The sequence below is a fragment of the Streptomyces sp. NRRL WC-3618 genome (assembly GCF_001280005.1).
Lineage (GTDB): Bacteria > Actinomycetota > Actinomycetes > Streptomycetales > Streptomycetaceae > Streptomyces.
In genome coordinates, this window is the sequence record NZ_LGDW01000118.1 from 49,463 (window position 1) to 71,787 (window position 22,325).

Below are 22,325 nucleotides of genomic sequence, written 5' to 3' on the forward strand. Positions count from 1 at the left end.
GGATGGGGGTGCCATGGTCGGGTGCGGGTCCGTCGTGGGTGGTCGCGCAGTTCCCCGCGCCCCTATAGGGGCGGCCCTGGCGCCGGAGGAGAGAGCGCTCACGCCCGTCGCCCGGGGGGCTGGCGGTGCCATGGTCGGGTGCGGGTCCGTCGTGGGTGGTTGCGCAGTTCCCCGCGTCCCTTCAGGGCGCCTCTGGCGGCCCTGGGATGCGTCAGTCGGGGTCGGCGTGGTTGTTGTTCTCGGGGTGCCACAGGGGGTGTTCTCGGGTTGCCCAGGATTTGCTCACGGAGCCCGTTCGTAGGCCCTTGCGGGCCTCCGGGTCGGCTAGGGCCATGCCGATGTGGCCGGCCAGGACGATGCCGATGGTGAGCGCCAGCCAGTCGTGGACGAAGGTCGCGCTGGTGCGCCACATCAGCGGGGTGAGGTGGGTGAACCACATGAGCAGACCCGTGCCCAGCATCACCAGGGTGGCGCCCGCGATCCAGGACGCGTAGATCTTCTGGCCCGCGTTGAACTTGCCGGCCGGGCGTGCGGAGTGCCGCTTGTCGCGTCGTAGGGCCGCGCGCAGCCAGACCCGGTCGTGCGGGCCGAAGCGGTTGAGGAAGCCGAGGTCCGCGCGGAAGCCACGGGAGGCGAGGCCGGCCAGCACGGGTACCGGCAGCGCGAGGCCCGCCAGCTCGTGGACCCGGACCACCAGTTCACGGCGGCCGACCAGTTCCGCGAACTGGGGGATGTACAGACAGGCCGCCGTCGCCACGCACACGCCCATCAGCGCGGCCGTCGCGCGGTGCACCCACTTCTGGGAACGGCCGAAGCGGCGCACCTCGGACGTGGGGTGCGCCGGGGCGTCAGCTCGTGGGCTCATCGTCGCGTCCGTTCGATCTGCCGACCCAGGCGTCGATGTCGTACCCACGGTTCTCCCAGAATCCGGCTCGTACGTCCTCGGTGACCGTGATGCCGGAGAGCCACTTGGCGGACTTGTAGAAGTACATGGGGGCGACGTAGAGGCGGACCGGGCCGCCGTGGCTGTGGCCGAGGTCCTTGTCCTGCATGCGCAGGGCCACCAGGACGTCGGCGCGGCGGGCCTGGTCGAGGGTGAGGCTCTCGGTGTAGGCGCCGTCGAAGCAGGTGAAGCGGACCGCGCCGGCCGAGGAGCGCACTCCGGCGGCGTCCAGGAGCCGGGACAGCCTTACCCCCTCGAAGGGGGTGCCGGGCACTCGCCAGCCGGTGACGCACTGGACGTCCTTGACCATCCTGGTCTGGGGCATCGCGCGCAGGTCGGCCAGGGTGTAGGTGGCGGGTCGGTCCACGAGACCGTCGATCTTCAGCTGGTAGTTCTCCGCGTTCTTACGGGGGACGGAGGACGTCACCGAGTAGTAGCGGAAGCCGCCGCCGTTCGGGAGGAGGCCGGTCAGGCCGGTGGGGTCCTTCTCCGCCGCGCCGGCGAGGAAGGACTCCATGCCGCGCTGGAGACCGGGCGCGGCGACCACACCCAGGGCGCCGAGCCCGAGGGTGCCGAGAAGGACCCGGCGGCCGATGGGCTTACCCCGGTCCTGCGGAGGGTCGGACCGTCCGGGATCGGCGGATTCTTCGGGTCGTTCGGAGTTCACGTATCCATTCGAACACCCGCGACCCCTTTCGAGCCAGGAATCGCGGGTGCACGTCAGACTTCCGTAACCCCGCCGGAAGTGGCGCCGACTCCGGAAATGACGCTCAGGAGGCCGAGTCCGCCGCCTTCTCCAGTTGGAACGCCTCGTTGCCGAGCCCGATGCGCGCGTGGGCCTCGGGCTTGCGGGACCGCAGGACCAGGCCCTGGACCAGGCCGCCGAGCACAGCGGCGGCGATGATGCCGGGCAGCAGCCAGGTGAGGGAGGAGTCCGGGCCCGTACCGACCAGGACGTCGAAGTCCTTGACCGTGTAGAAGGCGATGACGAGCAGCGCGATGCCGGAGAGCGCGGCCGTGGCCAGTCGCCGGGCCTGTGCGGCGGCGGCGCCGCGGCGGACGAAGAAGACGATGACGGAGAGGGAGGCGGCGGCCATCAGCAGGATCACGCCCAGGGCGCCGATGTTGCCGAGCCAGGTGAACAGCTTCAGGACCGGAGTGGTCGGGTCGCCCACCGGCCCGTCGTCGGCGACCGCGAAGGCGGTCACGACCACGACGGCCACGCCGGTCTGCAGGAGCGAACCCGTGCCGGGCGCGCCGCTCGCGCCGGTGGTGCGGCCGAAGGTGGCGGGCAGCAGTCCCTCGCGGCCCATGGCGAAGGCGTACCGGGCGACGACGTTGTGGAAGCTGAGCAGCGCCGCGAACATGCCGGTGACGAACAGGACGTGCAGGACGTCCGTGAAGGTGGCGCCGAGGCGGGACTCGGTGAGGGTGAACAGCAGCCCGGCGCTCTCCTTGCGCGCGCTGCCGACGATCGCGGAGGGGCCCGCGGCCACGGTGTACGCCCATGAGCTGATCGCGAAGAAGACGGCGACGAAGCTGACGGCGAGGAACATCACGCGCGGGACCAGGATGTGCGGCCGGCTCGTCTCCTCGGCGTACACGGGGGCCTGTTCGAAGCCGGTGAACGCGGCGATGCAGAAGCACAGGGCGGTGCCGACGCCCGCGCCGGTCAGGGTGTCCGGGTTGAAGGCGTGCAGCGACAGGCCCTCCTTCGCCGGGTCGGCGACGGCGGCGATGTCGAAGATGGCGACGAGGGCGACCTCGATGACGATCAGCACGCCGAGCACCCGCGCGTTGACGTCGATCTTCAGCCAACCGAGTGTGCCCACGGCCAGCACGCCGAGCAACGCCGGTATCCACCAGGCGATCTCGGTGTCCAGGTAGGTGGAGAACAGCCCGGACACCTCGAACCCGAAGATGCCGTAGATGCCGATCTGGAGGGCGTTGTACGCGACGAGGGCGAGCATCGCCGCGCTTGCCCCGGCGGTGCCGCCGAGGCCGCGCGAGATGTACGCGTAGAAGGCGCCCGCGTTGTGGACGTGGCGGCTCATCTCGGCGTACCCGACGCTGAAGAGGACGAGAACGACGCCGAGGACGACGAAGAGGAGGGGCTGGCCGACGATGCCCATCACCGCGAATGTGGTGGGCATGACACCAGCGACCACCATGAGGGGCGCGGTCGCGGCGAGCACGGAGAGCAGCAGCCCTCCGGTGCCGAGCCGGTCGGCGCGCAGTGCGCGGTCCTGACCCTTGAACGTACTGATGCCGCCGCTGTCGGCGCCTGGTCTGCTCGTGCTCGAACTGCCCGTCGTCATCGCGGGGTTGTCCTTTCGGGGGCGACGGAAATTTCCGTGGTGCGAGGTGTGGCCGGCCGCGGGGGCGTTACGCCGTGCCGAGCGCGCCGGCGCGGGCGGCACGGAAGGCGGTGTGCGGGTCGCGGTCCGGGTAGGACCACGGCTCCGGGGTCTGGTGCGGGCCGATGCGGTGGAACAGGGCGGCGGCCTCCGCACCCCGGCCCTCGCAGAACTTGGCGTGAGCAAGGAAGTTGAGGTCGATCAGGCGGCGCGGATGGTCGTCGCGCTCCCACTCCAGCCACCAGTCGAAGGCGGCCTTCATCACCTGGCGGGCCCGGCGCCCGACCCAGTGCCCGGAGGACGCGGGGTCGGTGGACTCCAGCCCGGCGGCGGCGAGAACGCGGTAGCGCTCGGCGTGTGCGACGACCGGCAGGATCGCCAACGGCGAGTCGGCGGGGGCCTGTTCGACGGCCCAGTGGGCGAAGTCGTACACCTCGTGCAGCGGGTCGGGCCCGGCGGTGGCGCAGCGCTCGGCGAGGCGCGCGATCATCAGATGGTGGGCGTGGTGATGCTCCGGGGAGCGGCGCCGGACCTCGTCGAACAGTCGTACGACGACGTCCTCGGCCCCCACGTTCCGCTCCAGCTGGAGCAGCCCGAGCCAGGGCGTGGGGTCATCGGGCACGAGCGCGGCGGCGGAGTGGCAGGCGTCGCGGGCCAGGTCCGGCTTGTCCTTGCCGGCGAGGCTCCGCTGGACGGTGGCCGCGGCGAGCAGGACGGCGGCGTCGCCGGACTCCGGTTCGGCCAGGAGCCAGTCGCGGGCCCAGGCGGCGGTGCCGGACTCCAGGGCGAGGACGGTGACCCGGTGCCCCCGGCGGTCCCAGTCGTCGCCGGTGGTGGCGAGCAGCGCGCGGACGGCCTGCCAGCGCCCCTGGGCCAGCGCGGTGCGCGCGACGACGAGTTCGGCGTCGTCGAGCGCGGCGTCGAAGGCCTGGACGGCGCGTCTGCGGCCACGGCCCAGGGGTGGTGGAGGTGGAGACACCGCGGGGAACTTCCTCACACGACGCGGTTAGCTGACGGTGGTCGAACGACGGCCGTCGATTGATCACGGACAGCAAACCCTCCACGAATGCTTCACGTCAAGGCCGGTCAGGGATGCCACGCGTGTCAATTACCCATGGGTAGCGGACAGTTGACCTGAGGGCTGACATAGCCCGGCACACACCGCCATCCCCGGCGATATCACGTTGAGTCGCGACAGAGTCACCACCGGAACGCGGTCGCGGCCGGGGCGCACACGATTCCGTCACATCTCCGGGGCGGGACCGACCCGGGGCGGCTACAGTCGGCTATTACCAGACCCCACAATCTGCCCCGTCTTCGAGGTACCCCGCGTGTCCGTTCTGGTTCTGACTCTCGCCGTGTGCGCCGCGTGCTGCCTGGGCCTGGGATTCGTCCTCCAGCAGAACGCGGCCCGCCAAGCACCCCTGAGCGACTTCCTCTCCCCGCGGCTGCTCCTGGACCTGATGCGGATGCCCCGCTGGCTCGGCGGCATCGGTCTGATGGTGGCGGGCATGGTGCTGGGCGCGATCGCGCTGAGCCAGGGCGAGGTGTCACTGGTGGAGCCGCTGCTCGCGACGAACCTGCTGTTCGCGCTCGCGCTCTCCCGCCGGCAGACCAAGCAGCCACTGGGCCGCCAGGGCTGGGCCGGCCTCGCGCTCCTCGCGGGCGGGGTGACCGCGTTCATCGTGGCGGGCGAACCGCGCGGCGGCACGGCCGTCACGAACCCCTGGCGCCACTGGCTGATCATCGGCACCATGCTGGGCCTCGCCCTGCTCCTGACGACGTACGCGAAACGCTCCCGCCTCAGCGCCGGCCCCGTACTGCTGGCCCTGGCAGCGGGCCTCCTCTACGGCGTCCAGGACGCCCTGACGCGGGTCAGCGGCGAGCGCTTCTCGGCGGGCGGCCTGCCCCACCTCCTCACCGGCTGGCAGCCGTACGCCGTGGTGCTCCTCGGTCTCACCGGCCTGGTCCTGGTCCAGAGCGCCTTCGAGACCGCCCCGCTGCGCATGTCCCTGCCCGCCCTCACGGCCGCCCAGCCCCTGGCGGGCATCGTCTGCGGCGTCGGCCTCCTCGGCGACCGGCTGCGGACGGACACCGGGGCACTGGCGTGGGAGGCGGCGGGCCTCGCGGCGGTGGTCGTGGGCATCATCCTCCTGGGCCTCCACCCGGCGATGCCGAGCGGCACCACACCGAGCAGACCCGGGCGCGACCTCCAGCCACGCTGAACCGCACGGGAATGGAGAGGAGCGGGGGGCGCGGGATGGGCTTGGATGGACGGCATGAACACTCCCGCTGACGAGATCCTCGACATCGTCGACGAGAACGACGAGGTCATCGGCCAGGCACCCCGGGGCGAGGCGTACGCGCGCGGGCTGCGCCACCGCTGCGTCTTCATCCAGGCCAGGGACGCCCAAGGCCGGATCTTCGTGCACCGCCGCACCCCCACCAAACTGGTCTTTCCTTCCCTGTACGACATGTTCGTCGGCGGCGTCGTGGGCGCGGGCGAGTCGTACGACGGCGCGGCCCTGAGGGAGGCCGAGGAGGAACTCGGCGTCACGGGCCTGCCCCGCCCCGAGCCCCTCCTCACGTTCCTGTACGACGACGGCGCGGGCCGGAGCTGGTGGTCGGCGGTGTACGAGGTCCGCTGCGACCTGCCCGTCCACCCGCAGGTGGAGGAGGTCGCCTGGCACGCGTTCCTGCCGGAGGACGAGGTGGAACGGCGGCTGGGCGAGTGGGAGTGGGTGCCGGACGGCCTGGCGGCGTACGAGCACCTCAAGGCGTACCGCTCGACCGGGAAGCCGTAAGGTTCCTACACGTGATCGATTTCGCACGGAACGTCCGCCTGTGGTTCGCCCCCCAGGAGATCGGCGAGGAGGGCCGCACCCCCGACTACCGCTTCTCCCTGGCCAACGAACGCACGTTCCTGGCCTGGCTGCGTACCGCGCTGGCACTGATCGGCGGCGGCTTCGCCGTGGACCAGTTCCTGCCCGACCTGCGCTGGGCCTGGCGCGTGGGGCTGGCCCTCGCGCTGCTGGCGGCCGGTGTGCTGTGCTCACTGCGGGCCGTCAACCACTGGGTGCGGTGCGAGCGGGCGATGCGGCGGGGCGAGAACCTGCCGGTGTCCCGCTTCCCGGCGCTGCTGAGCCTCGCGGTCGCCGTGGTCGCGGTCGCCATGGTGGTCGTCGTGCTGGCCCGGGGGAACGGGTGAACGAGGCCGGGGTGAGCGTGGCGGGGGCGCGGGATCCCGGGCTGCAACCGGAGCGGACCCGGCTGGCGTGGCGGCGTACGACGCTGTCGAGCACCGTCGCCGCCCTGCTCGCCGGGAGGACCGCGCTGCACGGGGGGCCGTCGGCGGTCGGGGTCACCGTCTGCGCGGTGTGCTGCGCCCTGTGGCTGTGCTTCCTGGCCGTCGCCCACCGCAGGATCCGCACGCTCTCGGAGCCGGACGGCACCGGTCCGCCGCCGCTCGCCGCCCGGCACGCCGCCGCGGCGGCCCTGTGCACGGTCGCCCTGGCGGTGTGCGGGACGCTGCTTGTCCTGTGAGGCTCAGGGCAGTTCCCTTGGCTCCCAGGACTGATCCCTATCGGCTTACTGGGCCTCCTCGGCCCAGTCCACGGTGACGACGATCTTGCCCTTCGTACGGCCCTCCGAGTTGAGCCTGTGCGCCTCCGCCGCGCGCTCCAGGGGGAACGTGTCGGACACATGCAGCGAGAACACCTGCTGTTCGGCCAGGTCGGCGAGGTGCGCGAGATCCGCGGCGTCGGGGCGTACGAAGTAGTAGCGCCCGCCGAAGCCGACGACCTCCGGATCCGCGATCGACACCAGGCGGCCCCCGGGAGCGAGCAGGTCCACGGAGTCCCTCAGCGTGTCGCCGCCGACGGTGTCGAACACCGCGTCGATGCCTCGCGGGGCCAGTTTCCGGATGCGGTCGGCCATCCCCTCGCCGTACGTCACCGGGTCGCCGCCCAGTTCGCGCACGAAGTCGTGGTTGCGCGTGCTCGCCGTGCCGATGACGTGCGCCGCGCCCAGATGGCGCCGGGCCAGCTGGACGGCGACGGAGCCGACCCCGCCCGCCGCCGCGTGCACGAGGACGGTCTCGCCCGTGCGGACGCCGAGCGCCTTGGCGAGCACCTGATAGGCGGTGAGCCCGACCAACGGCAGCCCGGCCGCCTCCTCGAAGGAGAGGTTGCGGGGCTTGCGGGCGAGGGTGCGCACCGGGGCGGCGACGTACTCCGCGAAGGTGCCGCGCGAGAGGAAGTCCTCGCGTACGTAGCCCATGACCTCGTCGCCCACGGCGAACTCGGAGACGGAGATGCCCGGGCGGACCACGACCCCGGAGACGTCCCAGCCCGGGGTCACCGGAAAGACGGCGTCCAGGAGGCCGGCGAGGTGGCCCTCGCGGCACTTCCAGTCCACCGGGTTGACCGACGCCGCCCGCACCTTGATCAGCACGGAGTCGGGCCCGACCGTGGGATCCGGGGCGTCCGGCGTGTACTCCAGGACGTCGGGACCGCCGAACCGGCTGTAGGTGATGGCCTTCATATGTCTGGTCCTCCGGTTTCCTCAAGCCCGACCCTCCGGCGTGCGCGGCCGCCACGCAAGTCGAATCGCCCGATATAGGTGGATTGCGTGGCAGCCTGTCCCCTTGTCAGCATCCGCACTCGCACTGTTCCCTACCCACGAATGTCCGAAGGCGAGCACCATGAGCAACCCCACTGTCCACCAGGAACACTCGACCCACGAGCACACCCACGGCGCGGACTGCGGCCACACCGAGGTGCCGCACGGTGACCACGTGGACTACGCGCACGACGGCCATCTGCACCGCGCGCACAGCGACCACTGGGACGAGTGCGAGCCCGCCGAGCACGTGGAGCACGACAGCCACAGCCATGCGCACGGGGACGGCTGCGGACACTCGAGCGTCCTGCACGGCGGCCACGTCGACTACCTGCACGACGGCCACCGGCACGCCGCGCACGACGGCCACTGGGACGACCACTGACCGCACCCGGCCACTGAGGCCACACGCCTCGCCGCTCCCTCGCTCCACCTGGCCGGCGTCTCCTTCCGTACACAGGAAGCGAGACGCCGGTCACTTTTCGCTCACCCACTGGACGACATACCGACCGGTCGGCATCATGAGGCAGGTCCTGTTTCCGCACGCGTAGGAGCAATGATGCCCCCGGACGACCTGCCAGGTCTCGATCTCGGCCGGCTGCGCGGCCTGCTCGACGGCGAACGCCCCGGACTCGTGCACGGCCCGCTGACCGGCCGGCTGATCGAGGGCGGCCGGTCGAACCTCACCTACGCGGTCACCGACGGCACCACCCAGTGGGTCGTACGACGCCCTCCGCTCGGCCATGTCCTGGCCACCGCGCACGACATGCGGCGCGAGCACCGGGTGATCAGCGCCCTGTGTCCGACCGCCGTACCGGTCCCGCGTCCCGTGCTGCTGTGCGAGGACGACACGGTGCTCGGAGCCCCGTTCTACGTCATGGAGTTCGTGCCGGGCACGCCGTACCGTACGGCCGGGGAGCTCGCCCCGATCGGCGCCGCGCGCACCCGCGAGGTGGTGCTGTCGCTGGTGGACACGCTCGTGGAGCTCCACGCCGTCGACCCCGCCGAGGTGGGCCTCGCGGACTTCGGCCGGCCCGAGGGTTTCCTCGACCGGCAACTGCGGCGCTGGGGCAAGCAGTTGGACGCCTCCCGCAACCGCGAGCTGACCGGCATCGACGAACTGCAGGCAGCGCTGGGCCGGGCCCTCCCCCACTCCGGCGCCCCGGCGATCGTGCACGGCGACTACCGGCTGGACAACGTCCTGATCGGCGCGGACGACAGGATCAACGCGATCCTCGACTGGGAGATGTCGACGCTCGGCGACCCGCTCACCGACCTGGGCCTGCTGGTGATGTACAGCATGCCGCTGGGCGCGCCCGACTCCCCCGTCTCCACGACCGCCGAGGCCGCCGGACACCCCACCCCGGCCGAGCTGATCGAACGGTACGCGGAGCGCTCGGGGCGGGACGTCTCGGCGGTCTCCTGGTACACGGCGTTCGCCTGGTTCAAGCTGGCCGTGATCCTGGAGGGCATCCACTACCGCTACACGCTGGGCCAGACGCTCGGCGCGGGCTTCGACCGCATCGGGGACCTGGTTCCCGTCTTCATCGAGCACGGCCTGACCACCCTTCACTCAGGTCTCCAGGAAGGCTGACCCGTCATGGACTTCGCGTTCGACGCGCGCACCGAGGAACTGCGCGCCAAGCTTCTCGCCTTCATGGACGAGTACGTCTATCCGGCGGAGGCCGTCGCCGAGGAACAGCGGGCCGCGCTGGCCTCGCCGTGGGACACCCCGGCCGTGGTCGAGGAGCTGAAGGCCGAGGCCCGCAGCCAGGGCCTGTGGAACCTCTTCCTGCCCGACGCCCACCACGGCGCCGGCCTCACCAACCTCCAGTACGCCCCCCTCGCCGAGATCACCGGCCGCTCCCCGCAGCTGGCGCCGACCGCGCTGAACTGCGCGGCACCGGACACCGGCAACATGGAGGTGCTGGCGCAGTTCGGCGACGAGCAGCAGAAGAAGCAGTGGCTGGAGCCGTTGCTGGCCGGTGAGATCCGCTCGGCGTTCGCGATGACCGAGCCGGAGGTCGCCTCGTCCGACGCGACGAACATCGAGACGCGGATCCGGCGGGACGACGACAACTACGTCATCACAGGCCGCAAGTGGTACATCTCCGGGGCGATGAACCCCCACTGCAAGATCTTCATCGTGATGGGCAAGACCGACCCCGACGGCGCCGACATCCGCCGCCAGCAGTCGATGATCCTGGTCCCCCGGGACACCCCCGGGGTCACCGTCAAGCGGGCGATGCAGGTGTTCGGCTACGAGGACCACTCCCACGGCGGCCACGCCGAGGTGGTCTTCGACGAGGCACGGGTGCCCGCGGCGAACCTGATCGGCGAGGAGGGCAGCGGCTTCGCCATCGCGCAGGCCCGGCTCGGCCCCGGCCGGATCCACCACTGCATGCGGCTGATCGGGATGGCGGAGCGGGCCATCGAGCTGATGTGCCGCCGGGCCGTCTCCCGCACGGCCTTCGGCAAGGCGCTGGCCCAGCAGGGCGTGGTCCACAACTGGATCGCGGACGCGCGGGTCACGGTGGAACAGCTGCGGCTGCTGGTGCTGAAGACGGCGTGGATGATGGACACGGTGGGCAACAAGGGGGCGCACGCGGAGATCCAGGCGATCAAGATCGCTACGCCACGTGCGGTGGTGGACATCATCGACAAGGCGATTCAGCTGCACGGGGCGGGTGGGGTGAGCCAGGACTTCCCGCTGGCGGAGCTGTGGGCGAGTGCGAGGACGCTGAAGCTGGCGGACGGACCGGACGAGGTCCATCAGCGGTCGCTGGCCCGGCGTGAGCTGAAGCGGTACGTGTAGTTCTTTCGCCCCCGCCGCCCCTACCCGTCCCGTCCTTCTGGGGCTCCGCCCCAGACCCCGCTCCTCAAACGCCGGAGGGGCTGAAATACCCGGCCCATCCGGCGTTTGAGGACGAGGACCCCTACGGGCGCAGAGCGCGTAGCAGCAGGTCCGCCAGCTGCTCCGCGACCTCCGTCGGGCTCAGGGGGCCCTCCGGGCGGTACCACGTCGACAGGTGGTGGATGGAGCCGAAGTGGTAGTCGACCACCAGGTCCGCCGAGGTCGCCCGGGAGAACACCCCCGTCTCCTGCCCCTCCTCGATCAGCGCCCGGAACCGCTCGTGGTACCGGCGTCTCTCCGCCCGCACCTGCTTGTTCTTCTCCGGGCTCAGATGATGCATCGAACGGAAGAAGATCATCGCGTCGTCGAGGTTCTCGATCGTCGTGACCACGACATCCGCCGCGGCCCGCCGCAACCGCTCCTCCACCGGCGCGTCCGCGTTCGCGAACGCGTCCAGCCGCTCCTGCTGAACACGCAGCACGCGCGCGTACACCTCGTGCAGCAGATCGTCCTTGGACCCGAAGTAGTGGTACAGCGCCCCCTTGGTGACCCCGGCCGCCTCGACGATCTCCTGGACTGACGTACGGTCGTACCCCTGATCCGCGAAGAGCCGGGTGGCGGCGGCCAGCAGCCGCTGCGGGACGGGCGTACCGTCGCCGTCCGTCGTCCTGGGCACTACCGCCACCAGCCTTCCCATACGTTGCACCGAGAGTTGCCTACTGAGAGTCCCCGGACCGGGTACGCAGTTCCCGACGGAGGATCTTTCCCGTCGCCGTCTTCGGCAGGTCGGGCAGGATCTCCACCTGCCGCGGGTACTTGTATGCGGCCAGTCTCTCCTTGCAGTACGCGGCAAGCGCGTCCGGGTCCCCCTCGGCGCCCGGGCGCAGGCTGATGTACGCCTTCACGGTCTCCCCGCGATACTTGTCGGGTACCCCGACGACGGCTGCCTCGCGTACCGCCGGATGGGTGTACAGGACGTCCTCGACCTCGCGCGGCCACACCTTGAAGCCGGACGCGTTGATCATGTCCTTCTTGCGGTCGACGACGTACAGCCATCCCTCGGCGTCCATGAACCCGATGTCACCGGTGCGCAGCTCCCCGTCCGGGAAGGTCTCCGCGGTGGCCTCCGGGAGCCGCCAGTAGCCGGGGACGACCTGCGGTCCCCGGACGAGGATCTCGCCCTGTTCCCCGAAGGGAACCTCGGCGCCCTGTTCGTCGACGACGCGTACGACGGTGTCGGGGCCCGGCACGCCCACGGCGAGGGTGCCGGAGGCCGGGTCGACGGGGGCCTCCCGGGCGGGCGGTACGGAGGCGCAGGGGGCGGTGCACTCGGTGAGGCCGTAGCCGTTGCGGATGTACGGGCCGAAGCCGGCGCGGAACCTCTCCACGAGGGCGGGCGGCAGCGGGGCGCCGCCGGAGGAGATGTGCCGGAAGGAGGAGAAGTGGTCGGGGGTGGCGTCCGGGTGCGCGGCCAGGGCCATGAAGGCCGTCGACGGGCCGACCGTGTAGTGCGGGCGGTGCTCGGCGAACGCGTCCAGGACCGCCCCGGGCTCGAAGCGGTAGGCGAGGACGAGGGTGCCGGCACCGGCCAGGCTCGCGCCGAGCTGGCACACCATGCCGGTGATGTGGAACAGGGGCGCCAACGCGAAGTAGACGGGCGCCTCGGGCAGCGGCAGACCGGTCCGCTGCCGCTCCGCGTTGTACATGATGTTCGCGTGCGTGTTGGTGGCCCCCTTGGGGGCGCCGCTGGTGCCGGAGGTGTAGCTGATCAGGGCGATGTCGCCGGGGCGGGGAGCGCGCCCGTCGGGGGCCTGGTGCCCGTACCGGGCGACGGCGGTCAGGTCCTCGGCGTCCGGGGCCTCCGGCAGCCGCTCGAACGCGAGCACGCGCGCGTCGCCGCGCGTCTGGAAGTCCAGCTCGCACCCGGTGAGCACGATCCGCACCGGGGAGTCCGCGGCCGTCTCCCTCAGGTACGACTCCCAGGCCCGGTCGGAGCAGATCAGCGCGGCCACCTCACCGTCCCGCAGGACGTGCGTGACCTCCCCCGACTTGTACATCGGGTTGACGGGGACGACGGTCGCGCCCGCCTTCCAGGCCCCCAGCACGGCGAGGACGAAGAGCGGGGAGTTCTGGAGGAGGACGGCGACCCGGTCGCCGCGCTCCAGCCCCCGGGTGACCAGGTACCCGGCGACGGAGTCGCTCAGCTCGTCGACCTCACGGTGGCTGAGCCGCCCGTCGAAGTAGGCGAGGAAGGTGCGGTCCGGGACCTCGGCGGCGGTCCGGCGCAGCGCGTGGACGAGTGAGTCGTCCGGGCTGACGGGCCCGCGCTGGGCGTCGTCGAGGAGGTCCAGCCAGGGCTGCGCGGCGTACCGGGAGCCGGAGTCCGGGGTGGGGTCGGGGTCGGTCATCGGGTGGCCTCCCACTTCTGCTGGAGGTGGTTCATGCTGGTCAGCCAGCGGTCGGGGGCGGCGGCCCGCGCCTGATAGTAGTCGGCGACCTCGGGGTGCGGCAGGATCAGGAAGCGGTCCTCCTCGATCCCATCGAACAGCGCCTGGACGACCGCCTCGGGCTCGATCGCGGTCGGCGCGAGCACCAGGTCGCCCACGCTGCCGGTCCCGGCCAGCATGTCCGTGCGTACGCCCTGCGGGCAGATGGCGTGCACCTTGAGCCCGCGGTGGCGGTACGTCAGTGACAGCCACTCCGCGAAGGCGTAGGCGCCGTGCTTGGTCACGCTGTAGGGCGCCGCGCCGATCATGGTGAGCAGCCCGGCGGCGGACACGGTGGACACGAATCGCCCGCTGCCCCGCTCCAGCCACTCCGGCAGCAGTTCCTGGGCCGCCCTGACGTGCGCCATCACGTTCACGTCCCAGGCGAGCGCCCAGACCTTCTCGTCGGCCGCCTCGGACCCGCCCGAGGCGAGCCCGGCGTTGGCACAGTAGACGTCCACGGTGCCACCGAGGGCGTCGCGCGCGTCGGCGACGATGGCGGAGGCGTCCCCGGGCACCGCGATCCCGCCTATCTCGCGGGCGACGGCTTCGGCCCGCGCGGCATCCAGGTCGTTCACCACAACCCGGGCCCCTTCGGCGGCGAACCGCCGGGCGAGCGCGGCGCCAATGCCACCCCCGGCTCCCGTGACGACGACTCCGGCACCTTCCACGACACCCACGATCGGTCTCCTTCGACACGACACGGCCCCAACGTCCGACCAGACTAACCGGTCGGTATGTAGCAGGAAAGGGTGACCGCAGCCGACCCAGGGGCGCGGGGCTGTATCGATCTGCGGCTCCGCCGCGGGGCGCGACAAGCCACGACGAACCCGCACCCTACGAACTACAGGCGGGAGCGCCTACGGTGCCAGTACCAGCCGCCGATCCCCCGGAGGGAACCCCCATGCCCCTCCCCTGTCCAGACGCGGCCTCCTGACAACAACCGCGGCAGTCGCCTCCCTGCCGGCATGCGCGGCCGCAGCACCAACACCGCCCAAAACAGCTCCGCACCGGATTCGAGAACCTCGCCGCGAAGAACTACGCCCCCCTCACCGGCAAAAAGGGCGGCCTCGTCACCAACCCGACGGAAGGCGCCGCCCGCCAGCCCGAATGGGCCTGTTCCGGATAAACGGATCAGAACGACCAGCACGCTGCTAAAGTACGGTTCACTTGGCGGCAACAACCAAACCGCTGGGGCATGTTGAGTGGGTCACGGACCCGCTCCGGTTGCCGGGAGGGCAGTCGTCAGACGGACACAAGTGCCGTCCAACTCGCCGGAGTAATCCAGGAGAGAGTCTGCCGCTTCCATACGGGAGAGAGCTCCAAACGTACATCTGGACGCTGTACGGGTTCATGAAGTCCGTGGCCTTGGCCGGGCAAGCCCTTCACGGGGCCTGCCCTGCCGAACCCGGTGACCGGGTGTTCATCCCAAGGACCCGTGCTGCACAAGGAATTCGCGACGTTCGTCGGACGGCAGCCGATCGCCCAGGCGCACGGGATGACGGTGGCGGAGCTGGCGCGGCTGTTCAACAAGGAGTTCCTGGCCGCGCCGGTGGAGCTGCACACCGTACTGATGTCGGGGTGGAAGCGGTCGGAGTTCTACGACGCGTCGGGGCTGCCCTGGGTGCCGCCGAGCCCCAACATGCCGACGCCCGACACCGCGCTGGTGTATTCGGGGACGTGTCTCTTCGAGGGGACGAACCTGTCGGAGGGACGCGGGACGACCCGGCCGTTCGAGCTGCTCGGCGCCGAGGGCATCGACCGGCGGTGGGCCGCCGCGGCGGAGCGGGTCGGGCTGCCCGGGGTGCACTTCAGGGAGGCGTACTTCGCGCCGACCTTCTCCAAGTTCCAGGGGAAGACCGTCGGGGGCGTGCAGATCCATGTGCGTGATCGGGCGGCCTACGACCCGGTGCGTACTGGAATCGCGTTGTTGGTGACCGCCAAGAAGGTCTGGAGCGGCTTCAGTTGGCGCCCCGACAACTGGATCGACAAGCTGACCGGATCCACGCGGGTGCGCACGATGATCGACGCGGGCGCGGACACCGACGAGGTCGTGGCGGGCTGGCAGGAGGAGCTGGCGGCGTTCCGGCGGATGCGGAAGAAGTACCTCGTCTACCGGTGAGCATGACGTAGACGTACGTAGCCCCCCGGAACCGGCCCGGACGGTGCCGGCGGCGGGCCGTGTGCGGTGGCCCGCCGCCAGGGTGCGCCGGTGGTTACCGGTGTGACGTGAACTCGACGACCTGCTGGTAGGTCGGGCGGTTCTGCCAGCTGATGTTGTTGTGCTTGATGCCTCCCAGGGTGCGCTGGACGATCGAGTCGGCGCACCACTGGTTGCCCGCCGCGCAGAGCTTGTCGCCGGGGTAGACCTGGGCGGCCGTCTTGCCCGCCGCGGTCTTCAGGGTGCTGATCAGGATGTCCCGGCAGCCGCTGAGCGTGCCGCCGCCGCAGTACTTCTGCGTCAGCCCGCCCTGCACCTGGTCACCGAGAACCGCCCGGATGTCCTTGTCGACGTAGCTCCACCAGCCGTACTGGAAGGAACTTCCCGCGTGCGACCCGGTCGGGCCGTGTGCGGCCGAGGGTGCCTCGTCGATGGGGAGGTTGGCGGTGATGGCGGTGTAGAGGTCGGTGCCGAGGCCCGGCTGGAACTCGGCCTGCACCAGCAGTGGCCACCAGGCGTCGAGGATGCGGATCGCGTCGGCGTCGGCGTACTTCTTCGAACCCGCCGCTGTCTCCGTGCGCTTGGCGCCCGCCGCCAGCCACGCGGACAGCTTGCTGACGGCCGCGGCGGCCGTGGAGTCGGTGACCGTCGAGCTGTTGACGACCCGCAGCAGCTTCGGCAGGACGTCCTCGGCCCGCAGATCGATGAGCGCGGCGTCGGCCATCGCCTTCACCAGCTGCGCCCGTGTCACTCCGCCCGCCGCGACGAGCTTCTTGACCCGGTCCTCCAGGAGGTTGCCCCGGTGGACGGAACCGTCGCCCCAGGAGGCGGTGGAGTAGTCCTTGGCCTGCTTGTTGTTCCAGGAGATGTAGTACTCCTGGTCGATCGAGTTGGGGTGGGCGGAGGGCGGCGTGTAGTCGGCCGTGTTGGTCGTCGGGTTCCAGTTCCGCCACTCGTACGCGGACTGCGCCCAGACCGGGAACTCGGCGTCGACGCCGTTCGCACGCACCGGGTTGTCACCGCTGTTGTAGTACGCGGTGTGGGTGGAGTCGGCGTAGAACCAGTTGAAGGTGTAGTTGATGTGCTGCACGGCGGACTGGAAGGTCGCCGGGCTCTTCACGTAGTCCGGGTCGTTGAGCATCTGGAAGCCGATGATCGAGTCGGCCTCGTGCATGTAGGAGGAACGCAGGGTGGTGTAGGCGATCTTCTTCCCGCCGACCGTCGCCCGGTGGCTCACCGGGCCGTACTTGGTGCGGTAGACCTGCATCCGATAGGAGCCGGCGGCCGTGGCGTCGGCCGTGGTGGGCTTCCAGGCGTTGGTCTGTTCGAGCTTCTCCATGGCGGTGCAGGTGCCGTGGTAGAGGTAATGGACGTCGTCCTGGCACAGCTCGACCGCGTACGAGTCGATGATGTCCTGCCCGGAGGTCGTCGCGCTCCACGCGTAGTCCTGGCCGCGCCCGAGTTCGACGTACATGCTCAGCCCCGCGAAGGAGGCGCCGCGCGCGCTGATGCCCGGGCCCTGGATCTCCTGGAGCATGAGCAGCTGGGGCGCGAAGTAGCCGGTCTGCGGGCCGAAGACCGCGATCGGGTGGCCGCTGGCGGTCTTGGAGCCGCTCACCACCAGGGCGTTGGACATTCCGCGCTTGGCCGACGTGAGGGCGGTGGCCGTCGCCTTGCTGGAGGTGCGGGTCGCGGTCGCGGTGCCGGCGCTGCCCGTGCGGTCGTACACCAGCGGTTCCTCGGCGACCGTGCCGGCGTCGGGCAGGGCCTCGCCCTGCGGGTCGGCGGGCGCGCTCGCGTAGGGGAAGCTCTCGCCGTTGTGGACGGTGAGGACGGCCTCGGGGTCGTTGCGCTCGCGGAAGGCCTCCCACGCCTTGGTGCCCTCGGTGACGCCGTACTTGGACTGGGCCGCCATCAGCGAGATCGCGTTGTTGACCTCACCGCCGCCGCCGGAGCCGAAGAGCGCGCCGATCACGGAGGCCAGCGCGACCAGGTCCGTGGTCTTGAACTTCTGGATGGTGCCCGCGTTGGTGATGGAGTCCTTCCAGCCGGTGAGGACGTACTCACCGGGGAAGTAACGGCCGCTGTCGGAGGCGTCGATGTAGGCGTTGATCCCGGCGACATAGGCGTTGACGTCGGCGAGGGCCTGCTGGCCCCGGGCACCGTTGGTGGCGACCGCGTTGTCTATCTGGGCCTGGAGGTCGGCCTCGGTGTACGGGGCGTGGCGCCAGAACTCCTGCTCGAGGCCCTGGTTGGAGGGGTCGCCGCCGGCGAAGGGCGTCAGCTGACCGCGCCCGACGTGCCGGAAGACGTCCATCAGCCAGAGGCGGTCCTGCGCGGCGGCGTACCCGGCGCCGAACTCGGTGCCGTAACGGGTGGTGCCTGTGATGTGCGGCACACCCGTCTTCTTGTCACGGACGATCGTCACGTCGTTGCGGCCGGCCGGCGCGAGGGTGGAGGCGACCTGGTCGGAAGCGACCCCGAACGAGGCGTCGTTGAAGAAGTTGTTGATCGTCGCGTTGGTGAGGCCGGGGTGGCCCGTGGCCAGGTTGGCGTAGGGCGCGAGCTGGTCGTCAGCGTGCTCGGGCTGTACGCCGAAGGCCTGGTTCAGCAGGACCTGGGCGAGGGTCGCGTTGCCGCTCTGACCGGGCGGCAGGATGTCGGAACACTGGGCTCCGCAGTAGTCGTTGGATGCGGCGGCGCGCGCCTCGGTCGCCGGCGAGATCGGGGAAAGCGGCGACAAAAGACCCGCAACGAGTGTGCATACAGCGGCCGTCTTCAGGAACCCGAAGACTCCGCGGGGAGTTCTCAGTCTGTCGAAGGTTCTATCGACGGTGTTGCCTGGGGTGCGCCGTGACATGGCAGCTCCTCCGGACCGGGGGGTGGGCGACTCCGAATGGAGTGGCCAGAGGTTACCGCCGGTAGCCCCGAGATTGAAGATGAACATGCGTCACTTTTGAACAACGTGGTACCGGGATTGCGTTGGTGGGAGTGCGGGGGCACTTCGAGGCGCTGGAAGCACACGCTGTCCGGCGCCGTGCCCAACAGGTGTGGCACAGAAGACCGACAGGTGCGGGAGGTAGTCGTGAAGGGTGGTCCGGCGGACGGCTTAGAGCCGTGCACGTCGGTCCCAACGGGGCCCGGCGAGCGGCTGATGGCCGTCATCGGAAAACAGATGGAGCCGAATCGCTTGTCGATACGTCTATTCGGCGACGTCCGTTCGACGACGCCGAAGTGACCGAAGTACAGGTGCAGATGTGACGGAGGTGCAAGGCGATGGCCGGTTTCCGGAGTCTGGCGAGACAGGTGCGGGACCCGCGGTGCGATCTGGCACTGCGGCGGTACTCGCTCCGTAAGTGCCTTGAGAGGTTCGCCCCTTACGGGCACAGGGCAACCTGGGACCACCTGTGCTCGCGGGCCGGGTTCGGACCGGAGGACCGCTCTCCCGATCCAGCGCGGCTCGTGGCCGCACTGGACGAGCTGGAGGAAGCGCGTTCGGTCTGGCTGGGCTACGAGGTGGAGTTCGCGAAGCGCCGCAAGAAGGAGAAGTTCGACGGGCTGCGCCGGCCCGGAAGCGTGGACGACTGGCATCGGCTGACCTGGGGTGGGTTCGGGGTGGCCTGGTGCGACGACCCGGGGGTGCACCCCCATGAACCGCTGGCCGAGGTGCTGCGACGGCTGATCGCCGCCCTGGAACGCGAACCGGGCTCGGTGTGCCCGGTGTGCGACGGGGAGCTCCTCACCTGGAAGTACGACCTGGCCCATGAGCCGTCGTCGGGTCCCGTCTGCACGGAGTGCGGCATAGTGGTGCCGCGGCCCGTACTGACCCCCGAGGCACTGGCGGAATCAAGGCGCGGCCGACTGCTGCTCGCGTCGGCCTGAGCACGACGGGGGTGCGCCGGGGATGCCGCACCCCCTACCGAAACCGGCCGACAGACGCCTGTTGTCAGTGGTGGCTGGCACCATCGGGGCATGATGCAGGTGTGTCTCAACGGGCCCCGGGGCGCTGCGGACGGCGCGTCGGTACCGATGTCGCCGGGAGCGATGGCCGACTCCGCCGCCGATGCCGTCCTGGCCGGGGCGACCGACATTCATGTCCATCCCAAGTCCCCCTGCGGACAGGACACTCTGTCGCCGCGCGCGGTCGCGGCGACGCTGACGGAGATACGGGCGCGGGTCACCGTGCCGGTCGGCGTGACCACAGGCGCCTGGGCGGAGTCGGATCCGGCGCTGCGGCTCGAGCAGGTCCGGGGCTGGACCGTGCTGCCCGACCACGCCTCCGTCAACTGGCATGAGCCGGGCGCCGAGGAACTGGCGGCCCTCCTCATCGACTTCGGGGTGGGCGTCGAGGCCGGCATCTGGTCCGGCACGGACGGGGCCGCCCGGTTCGCGGCCTCCCCCCTCGCCCCCAGGGTGCCGCGCGTCCTGGCGGAGGTGACGGACACCGACCCGGCCACGGCCGAGGCGAGCGCGCTCGCCCTTCTCACCGACCTGGGCACGTCGTCCCACGGACGCCCGGTCCTCCTGCACGGCGAGGACGGCGGCGCCTGGCCGGTACTCCGTCTCGCGAGCCGACTGGGCCTGGGGACCCGGATCGGCCTGGAGGACACCCTGTACCTGCCGGACGGTGAACGGGCCTCGTCGAACGCCGAGTTGGTGAGGGCAGGGCTGGCGGAGCAGGCGCGCGCATGATGTGGCCGCGTGGGCGCGACCAGCCCCCGGGGCGTCAGTCCGGCGTACCCGGCACGCAAGTGCTGGACGGAGACGGAGTGCGGGCAGCCGGGCCGGCGTCGCCCTTCCTCTCCACCATCAGGCGGGATCCCGCCTGGCGTTCACCGAACACGTCGTCCGGGTTGGACAGGACACAGCCCTCCAAGGACAGGCAGCCGCAGCCGATGCAGTCGGTGAGATGGTCCCGGAGCCGGTTCAACTGCTTGATGCGCTCGTCGAGTTCGGAGCGCCAGTGCTCGGAGAGGCGGGCCCAGTCCTCCCGGGTGGGGGTGCGTTCCTCGGGGAGCTCGGCGAGCGCTTCACGGATCGTGGCGAGCGGGATGCCGACGCGCTGCGCGGCCCGGACGAACGCGACCCGGCGCAGCGCGTCCCGGGTGTAGCGGCGCTGGTTGCCCGAGGTGCGGCGGCTGACGATGAGGCCCTTGGACTCGTAGAAGTGCAGGGCGGAGACGGCGGCGCCGCTTCGGGCGGCGAGCTGGCCGACCGTGAGTTCGTGGATCTTCTCGGAAATCTGGGGCACCCCTCGAACCCTACCCACCCGGCTCGGACCGCAGTCCGTTGACATGGAGTCCGCCGCCCACCATGCTAAGCAGTTGCTTAGGTACATGCGATGACACATGGTCGCTGACACATGTGCGACGACATGGGCGATGACGCAGGGGCGAGGAGGCCGGGACATGGCAGAGCCGAGGATCTTCACGGGCGCGGACGACCTGAAGGCGGCGGTCGGCGAGCAGTTGGGGTACACCGAGTGGCTGGAGGTCGACCAGAAGCGCGTCGACCTCTTCGCGGACGCCACCGGCGACCACCAGTGGATCCACGTCGACCCGGAGAAGGCCGCGGCCGGCCCCTTCGGGACCACCATCGCGCACGGCTACCTCACCCTGTCGCTGCTGCCCCTGTTCGGGCCGCAGCTGATCAAGGTCGAGGGCGTGAGGATGGGCGTCAACTACGGGACGAACAAGGTGCGTTTCCCCGCGCCCGTCCCGGTCGGCTCCCGGCTGCGCGCGACCGCCACGATCAAGGGCGTCGACGATGTCCCCGGGGGCGTCCAGGTCACCGTCGGCTTCAGCGTGGAGCGCGAGGGCGGCGAGAAGCCGGTGTGTGTCGCCGAGTCGGTGTCGCGGTACTACCTGTGAGCCGCTGAGCGCGAGCTGCCCGGCCCCACCATCCGCAGCACGAGGTCGGCGTAGAGCGCGCCGACCTCGTCCGGCGTACGCGGACCTTTGACGTTGAACCAGCGGGCCACGTCGACGCAGAGCGACAGCACGGCGAGCGTCGTGCCCGGTACGTCGGCCACCTCGAACTCCCCCGTCTCCATCCCGTCCTCGAGGATCCCGCGTACCTCGGCGTCGCACTGGCGGCGCAGCGCGAGGATCTCGGCGCGGGCGTCGGGGCCGAGGGAGTCGAGTTCGTACTGCACGACCCGTGCGGTGGTGCGTCCCCCCGCGTGCCAGCGGACGAAGGAGCTGACGGCCTCGGCCAGCCGCTCGGTCGCGGTGCCCTCGGTTCGTGCCGCCGTGCGCAGGATGTCGACGGCCTTCTCGTGGCCGATCCTGCTGATCCGATGGAGCAGCTCTTCCTTGGTCTTGTAGTGGATGTAGAGCGCGGCCGGGCTCATGCCCGCGCGGCCCGCGATGTCACGGGTCGTCGTCGCGTGATAGCCGCGCTCGGCGAAGGCCTCCACCGCGGCCACGAGCAGCCGCCGGGCCGCGTCAGGGGTCACCTCACCCCACGGCGCCGCCTCGCCGCCGCCGGTCGTCTCCTCCGCCGCCGCACTCATCGCCCGTTCGCCCCTTCCACCGACAGTGACCCCCACTGTACCGCCGTGGGTGAGCGGGCGCTTAGCGCACCCGTTCAGGGGCCTCGGGATCAGGGGATCAGCGGTTCTCGAAGGGGTCGTGTTCGGCGAGCAGCTTGTCCAGCCGGGCCTGGTCGACCCGGCTGACGATCTGGCCGGCCTCCTGACGGTCACGGATGACCTTGGCCAGGGTGAAGGCGGAGGTCACCAGATAGAGGACGGCGATTCCGAGGAAGCCGCGCACCCAGGCGTCGGCGTTCAGCCGGAAGATACCGATGGCCGTCGCCCCCATGGCGATACCGAAGGACGCGACGGCCTGGCCGTAGAAGGCTGCCGTGCTCTGCTGCTGGACGGGTCTCTCACTCATGGGGA

At 70.7% G+C, this 22,325-nt stretch carries 22 protein-coding genes and 1 pseudogene; 11 read left to right on the forward strand and 12 right to left on the reverse strand.

Features of this window, described 5'->3' with window-relative positions; all coding sequences use genetic code 11:
* Positions 1-211 precede the first annotated feature (211 nt).
* The 4 genes from ADL01_RS14070 to ADL01_RS14085 all read right to left on the reverse strand — a co-directional run bounded on the left by ADL01_RS14070 (position 212) and on the right by ADL01_RS14085 (position 4,279).
* Entirely contained in the window at positions 212-865 is a 654-nt protein-coding gene (locus tag ADL01_RS14070; RefSeq protein ID WP_053742313.1) for a cytochrome b/b6 domain-containing protein, read from the reverse strand.
* Positions 849-1,610, reverse strand: a complete 762-nt coding sequence (locus ADL01_RS14075; RefSeq protein ID WP_053742314.1) for a molybdopterin-dependent oxidoreductase — start codon at positions 1,608-1,610, stop codon at positions 849-851. Before ADL01_RS14075 ends, ADL01_RS14070 begins: the two co-directional genes overlap by 17 nt.
* A 103-nt stretch (positions 1,611-1,713) precedes the next feature.
* Complete coding sequence (locus ADL01_RS14080) at positions 1,714-3,261, reverse strand: APC family permease (RefSeq protein ID WP_053742315.1); 1,548 nt, start codon at positions 3,259-3,261, stop codon at positions 1,714-1,716.
* A 67-nt stretch (positions 3,262-3,328) separates the two neighbouring features.
* Positions 3,329-4,279 carry a hypothetical protein gene (locus tag ADL01_RS14085; protein ID WP_053742316.1) on the reverse strand — a complete coding sequence of 317 codons (951 nt, stop codon included), beginning with the start codon at positions 4,277-4,279 and terminating at the stop codon, positions 3,329-3,331.
* Positions 4,280-4,631: 352 nt separating this feature from the next.
* On the opposite strand from ADL01_RS14085, the gene ADL01_RS14090 reads away from it, so the two are divergent.
* Genes ADL01_RS14090 through ADL01_RS14105 form a run of 4 tightly spaced genes read left to right on the forward strand, consistent with a single transcriptional unit; the run spans position 4,632 to position 6,843 of the window.
* Positions 4,632-5,525, forward strand: a complete 894-nt coding sequence (locus ADL01_RS14090; RefSeq protein WP_053742317.1) for a DMT family transporter — start codon at positions 4,632-4,634, stop codon at positions 5,523-5,525.
* Between the two features lie 54 nt (positions 5,526-5,579).
* Positions 5,580-6,104 carry an NUDIX hydrolase gene (locus ADL01_RS14095; protein ID WP_234354625.1) on the forward strand — a complete coding sequence of 175 codons (525 nt, stop codon included), beginning with the start codon at positions 5,580-5,582 and terminating at the stop codon, positions 6,102-6,104.
* Positions 6,105-6,115: 11 nt separating this feature from the next.
* On the forward strand, positions 6,116-6,508 hold the full coding sequence (locus tag ADL01_RS14100) for a YidH family protein (protein ID WP_053742319.1): 393 nt from the start codon (positions 6,116-6,118) through the stop codon (positions 6,506-6,508).
* Positions 6,505-6,843, forward strand: a complete 339-nt coding sequence (locus tag ADL01_RS14105) for a DUF202 domain-containing protein (protein ID WP_053742320.1) — start codon at positions 6,505-6,507, stop codon at positions 6,841-6,843. Before ADL01_RS14100 ends, ADL01_RS14105 begins: the two co-directional genes overlap by 4 nt.
* Positions 6,844-6,888: 45 nt before the next feature.
* Here the strand turns inward: ADL01_RS14105 and ADL01_RS14110 are convergent, their stop codons facing one another.
* Positions 6,889-7,842, reverse strand: a complete 954-nt coding sequence (locus ADL01_RS14110) for an NADP-dependent oxidoreductase (protein ID WP_053742321.1) — start codon at positions 7,840-7,842, stop codon at positions 6,889-6,891.
* Between the two features lie 160 nt (positions 7,843-8,002).
* Here ADL01_RS14110 and ADL01_RS14115 point away from each other — a divergent pair, with 160 nt between their 5' ends.
* The 3 genes from ADL01_RS14115 to ADL01_RS14125 all read left to right on the forward strand — a co-directional run bounded on the left by ADL01_RS14115 (position 8,003) and on the right by ADL01_RS14125 (position 10,735).
* The gene (locus ADL01_RS14115) at positions 8,003-8,305 is read left to right on the forward strand and encodes a hypothetical protein (protein WP_053742322.1); all 303 of its coding nucleotides are present in this window, start codon (positions 8,003-8,005) and stop codon (positions 8,303-8,305) included.
* 174 nt (positions 8,306-8,479) lie between these two features.
* The gene (locus ADL01_RS14120) at positions 8,480-9,514 is read left to right on the forward strand and encodes a phosphotransferase family protein (protein WP_053742427.1); all 1,035 of its coding nucleotides are present in this window, start codon (positions 8,480-8,482) and stop codon (positions 9,512-9,514) included.
* Positions 9,515-9,520: 6 nt separating this feature from the next.
* The gene (locus ADL01_RS14125) at positions 9,521-10,735 is read left to right on the forward strand and encodes an acyl-CoA dehydrogenase family protein (protein WP_053742323.1); all 1,215 of its coding nucleotides are present in this window, start codon (positions 9,521-9,523) and stop codon (positions 10,733-10,735) included.
* Positions 10,736-10,856: 121 nt separating this feature from the next.
* Here the strand turns inward: ADL01_RS14125 and ADL01_RS14130 are convergent, their stop codons facing one another.
* Genes ADL01_RS14130 through ADL01_RS14140 form a run of 3 tightly spaced genes read right to left on the reverse strand, consistent with a single transcriptional unit; the run spans position 10,857 to position 13,943 of the window.
* Positions 10,857-11,450: a TetR/AcrR family transcriptional regulator gene (locus ADL01_RS14130; protein WP_053742324.1), complete on the reverse strand. Its 594-nt coding sequence runs from the start codon at positions 11,448-11,450 to the stop codon at positions 10,857-10,859.
* A gap of 40 nt (positions 11,451-11,490) precedes the next feature.
* Positions 11,491-13,182, reverse strand: coding sequence for a class I adenylate-forming enzyme family protein (locus ADL01_RS14135; RefSeq protein WP_053742325.1), 1,692 nt, complete (start codon positions 13,180-13,182; stop codon positions 11,491-11,493).
* Positions 13,179-13,943 (reverse strand): SDR family oxidoreductase, encoded by a 765-nt coding sequence (locus tag ADL01_RS14140; protein WP_053742428.1) that lies wholly within the window; start codon positions 13,941-13,943, stop codon positions 13,179-13,181. The genes ADL01_RS14135 and ADL01_RS14140 overlap by 4 nt, the downstream gene beginning before the upstream one ends.
* 637 nt (positions 13,944-14,580) lie before the next feature.
* Here ADL01_RS14140 and ADL01_RS14145 point away from each other — a divergent pair.
* A pseudogene (locus ADL01_RS14145) lies at positions 14,581-15,382 on the forward strand (exo-beta-N-acetylmuramidase NamZ domain-containing protein); the annotation flags it as partial.
* 94 nt (positions 15,383-15,476) lie between these two features.
* On the opposite strand, the gene ADL01_RS14150 reads toward ADL01_RS14145, so the two are convergent.
* Positions 15,477-18,281 carry a penicillin acylase family protein gene (locus tag ADL01_RS14150; RefSeq protein WP_053742326.1) on the reverse strand — a complete coding sequence of 935 codons (2,805 nt, stop codon included), beginning with the start codon at positions 18,279-18,281 and terminating at the stop codon, positions 15,477-15,479.
* Positions 18,282-18,697: 416 nt separating this feature from the next.
* Here ADL01_RS14150 and ADL01_RS14155 point away from each other — a divergent pair, with 416 nt between their 5' ends.
* Entirely contained in the window at positions 18,698-19,303 is a 606-nt protein-coding gene (locus ADL01_RS14155) for a hypothetical protein (protein ID WP_053742327.1), read from the forward strand.
* 90 nt (positions 19,304-19,393) lie between these two features.
* Positions 19,394-20,113, forward strand: coding sequence for a 3-keto-5-aminohexanoate cleavage protein (locus ADL01_RS14160; protein WP_053742328.1), 720 nt, complete (start codon positions 19,394-19,396; stop codon positions 20,111-20,113).
* A 34-nt stretch (positions 20,114-20,147) separates the two neighbouring features.
* Here the strand turns inward: ADL01_RS14160 and soxR are convergent, their stop codons facing one another.
* Positions 20,148-20,672, reverse strand: a complete 525-nt coding sequence (gene soxR, locus ADL01_RS14165; RefSeq protein ID WP_053742329.1) for a redox-sensitive transcriptional activator SoxR — start codon at positions 20,670-20,672, stop codon at positions 20,148-20,150.
* A gap of 157 nt (positions 20,673-20,829) precedes the next feature.
* Between soxR and ADL01_RS14170 the strand changes: the two genes are divergently transcribed.
* Complete coding sequence (locus ADL01_RS14170) at positions 20,830-21,291, forward strand: MaoC family dehydratase (RefSeq protein WP_053742330.1); 462 nt, start codon at positions 20,830-20,832, stop codon at positions 21,289-21,291.
* Here ADL01_RS14170 and ADL01_RS14175 read toward each other — a convergent pair.
* Positions 21,282-21,935 (reverse strand): TetR/AcrR family transcriptional regulator, encoded by a 654-nt coding sequence (locus tag ADL01_RS14175; protein ID WP_053742331.1) that lies wholly within the window; start codon positions 21,933-21,935, stop codon positions 21,282-21,284. The genes ADL01_RS14170 and ADL01_RS14175 overlap by 10 nt on opposite strands.
* A gap of 97 nt (positions 21,936-22,032) precedes the next feature.
* Entirely contained in the window at positions 22,033-22,320 is a 288-nt protein-coding gene (locus ADL01_RS14180; RefSeq protein ID WP_053742332.1) for a YiaA/YiaB family inner membrane protein, read from the reverse strand.
* Positions 22,321-22,325: the final 5 nt, after the last annotated feature.

Excerpts from the sequence above, each read along its gene's own strand:
- ADL01_RS14160 (WP_053742328.1), top strand. The coding sequence starts at position 19,394 with ATGATGCAGGTGTGTCTCAACGGGCCCCGGGGCGCTGCGGACGGCGCG.
- ADL01_RS14115 (WP_053742322.1), top strand. The coding sequence starts at position 8,003 with ATGAGCAACCCCACTGTCCACCAGGAACACTCGACCCACGAGCACACC.
- ADL01_RS14170 (WP_053742330.1), top strand. The coding sequence starts at position 20,830 with ATGGCAGAGCCGAGGATCTTCACGGGCGCGGACGACCTGAAGGCGGCG.
- ADL01_RS14095 (WP_234354625.1), top strand. The coding sequence starts at position 5,580 with ATGAACACTCCCGCTGACGAGATCCTCGACATCGTCGACGAGAACGAC.
- ADL01_RS14155 (WP_053742327.1), top strand. The coding sequence starts at position 18,698 with ATGGCCGGTTTCCGGAGTCTGGCGAGACAGGTGCGGGACCCGCGGTGC.
- ADL01_RS14180 (WP_053742332.1), bottom strand. The coding sequence starts at position 22,320 with ATGAGTGAGAGACCCGTCCAGCAGCAGAGCACGGCAGCCTTCTACGGC.
- ADL01_RS14135 (WP_053742325.1), bottom strand. The coding sequence starts at position 13,182 with ATGACCGACCCCGACCCCACCCCGGACTCCGGCTCCCGGTACGCCGCG.
- ADL01_RS14070 (WP_053742313.1), bottom strand. The coding sequence starts at position 865 with ATGAGCCCACGAGCTGACGCCCCGGCGCACCCCACGTCCGAGGTGCGC.
- ADL01_RS14125 (WP_053742323.1), top strand. The coding sequence starts at position 9,521 with ATGGACTTCGCGTTCGACGCGCGCACCGAGGAACTGCGCGCCAAGCTT.
- ADL01_RS14110 (WP_053742321.1), bottom strand. The coding sequence starts at position 7,842 with ATGAAGGCCATCACCTACAGCCGGTTCGGCGGTCCCGACGTCCTGGAG.
- ADL01_RS14120 (WP_053742427.1), top strand. The coding sequence starts at position 8,480 with ATGCCCCCGGACGACCTGCCAGGTCTCGATCTCGGCCGGCTGCGCGGC.
- ADL01_RS14175 (WP_053742331.1), bottom strand. The coding sequence starts at position 21,935 with ATGAGTGCGGCGGCGGAGGAGACGACCGGCGGCGGCGAGGCGGCGCCG.
- ADL01_RS14150 (WP_053742326.1), bottom strand. The coding sequence starts at position 18,281 with ATGTCACGGCGCACCCCAGGCAACACCGTCGATAGAACCTTCGACAGA.
- ADL01_RS14080 (WP_053742315.1), bottom strand. The coding sequence starts at position 3,261 with ATGACGACGGGCAGTTCGAGCACGAGCAGACCAGGCGCCGACAGCGGC.